Annotated in this window: 1 protein-coding gene; it reads right to left on the reverse strand. The window is 51.2% G+C overall.

The genetic code is table 11. From position 1 onward, the window contains the following. Nucleotides 1-431 precede the first annotated feature (431 nt). A complete protein-coding gene (locus SRAH_RS11395; protein WP_029463463.1) occupies nt 432-935 on the reverse strand; it encodes a hypothetical protein in 504 nt (167 codons plus the stop codon). Between the last annotated feature and the right edge of the window lie 649 nt (nt 936-1,584).

The following is a 1,584-nucleotide window of genomic DNA, read 5'->3' on the forward strand; positions in this document are numbered from 1 at the left end:
CTGGAAGTTTTTATCTACGCGCTTCTTAAGGGTGTTTCTTGAGAGGCGATGGCGAGAAGGGTGCTGGGGCCTTGGAACGCTGCGGCGTTGCCGGAGATTATGGCTGGGGCTTCGCAGGAAAGCAAGGGCGGAGGAAAGCAAGGGCGGCGTGCCTGTGCAGTTCCACGAAGGCCGAGCAGCAGGCCTGCAACCGGGCAGCGCCGCCGGAGACCGAGGAAGTGGAACAGAAGAAGCCAGAGCGAGGCCTAACGTTGAGGTTAACCGGCGGGCCGAAGGCGCGTCCGAGTTGAACCGCAGGTTAGGCGCTGTGGAGAAGGGTGCTGTGGCCTTGGAACGCTGCGGCGTTGCCGAAGATTATGGCCGGGGTTGCGCAGACGGATCCCGAGGGTGTGGAGCGCCAAAGGTATATATGATTGTCTGGGATGCGACAGTTAGCCAAGTTCACGCCTGATATGAGGCAAAACTATCTCTTTCATTCCATCAGTAAACAGCCTTAGGTATTCAGTGAATACTCGCCTAGCATCATCACTCTTAACGATTAAGTTTTGGTTCCGTAAAGCGTGAAATAGCATGCTTACCATTTTGTCGGCCGACTCAAATGTATAGTATTTGTGAAGATGGTCATTCAGACTGTACTTGTTTTCAAAACCAAAGTACTGTCGCTCTTCGACTAGCGAGTAAAATTTACTCCCGAACAACTCACTTGTATTCTGAAAAAACTTGTTTTCCTTAGAGTATGCTGCCGAGTAAAGCAGATTTTGAGTCCAGTACAATTGCACTAACTGCTGCTCATTCCTGTAGCGGTCTACATCTATTGCGGCGCTCGCCAAATGTATCTTCATTTCCTGAGAAATGTCAATTCTGACGGCATGTTGAAATAGTTGATCAGCCAATTTCGTCGGACTTGCCTGCTTGAAGAAATCAAATAAACCCATGATAATATGCTCCTTCTGATGCCGAATTGACGTAATATCCGAAAAAATCCGCTATCACTGGCGGCGGCTTCGTCGGACGCTGGAAATTTGAAAATTACCCATTTGGGGATTTCTGCAAATACCAACCACCCCGCAGCCAACACTGCCTGAACTCCACATCATGAAATCCTTTGGAGTTTAATCGCGGATTTCAGGGTCTTTTAGGCCAGGTATTGCCTCTTGTAGAGTCCTTTCCCGATGTTTTGGCAAACTGCGGGCGCACTCATGCCTGATGCATCGCCGCTCGTTTGCGCACCATCCACAGCTTGGAGCGCTGCGGCGTTGCCGGAGATTATGGCTGGAGCCTTGCAGGAAAGCAAGCTCGATGTGCCTGTTTTGTTCCACGAAGGCCGAGCAGCAGGCCTGCAACCGTGCAGCGCCGCCGGAGTCCGAGGAAGTGGAGCAGCAGAAGTCAGAGCGAGTCCTAACGTAGAGCTAAATGGCGCCGAAAATGCGCGGAATTTTTGATCCCCCTTTGAACTCCATGTTAGAGCTAGATTTACACTTTACCTTGTTCAAAAAGATCGCGGGCCAAACGCTCAAAATATTGTAACCGTCCCGCCAACCCACCTTGCCAGCAGCCTACGGGTCTGACAAGATAGCGCCCACG

The organism is Serpentinimonas barnesii (genome assembly GCF_000696225.1).
Classification (GTDB): domain Bacteria; phylum Pseudomonadota; class Gammaproteobacteria; order Burkholderiales; family Burkholderiaceae_C; genus Serpentinimonas; species Serpentinimonas barnesii.

What these genes read in the sequence shown, in the direction of transcription:
- SRAH_RS11395 (WP_029463463.1), bottom strand. Translation starts at nt 935, where the DNA reads ATGGGTTTATTTGATTTCTTCAAGCAGGCAAGTCCGACGAAATTGGCT.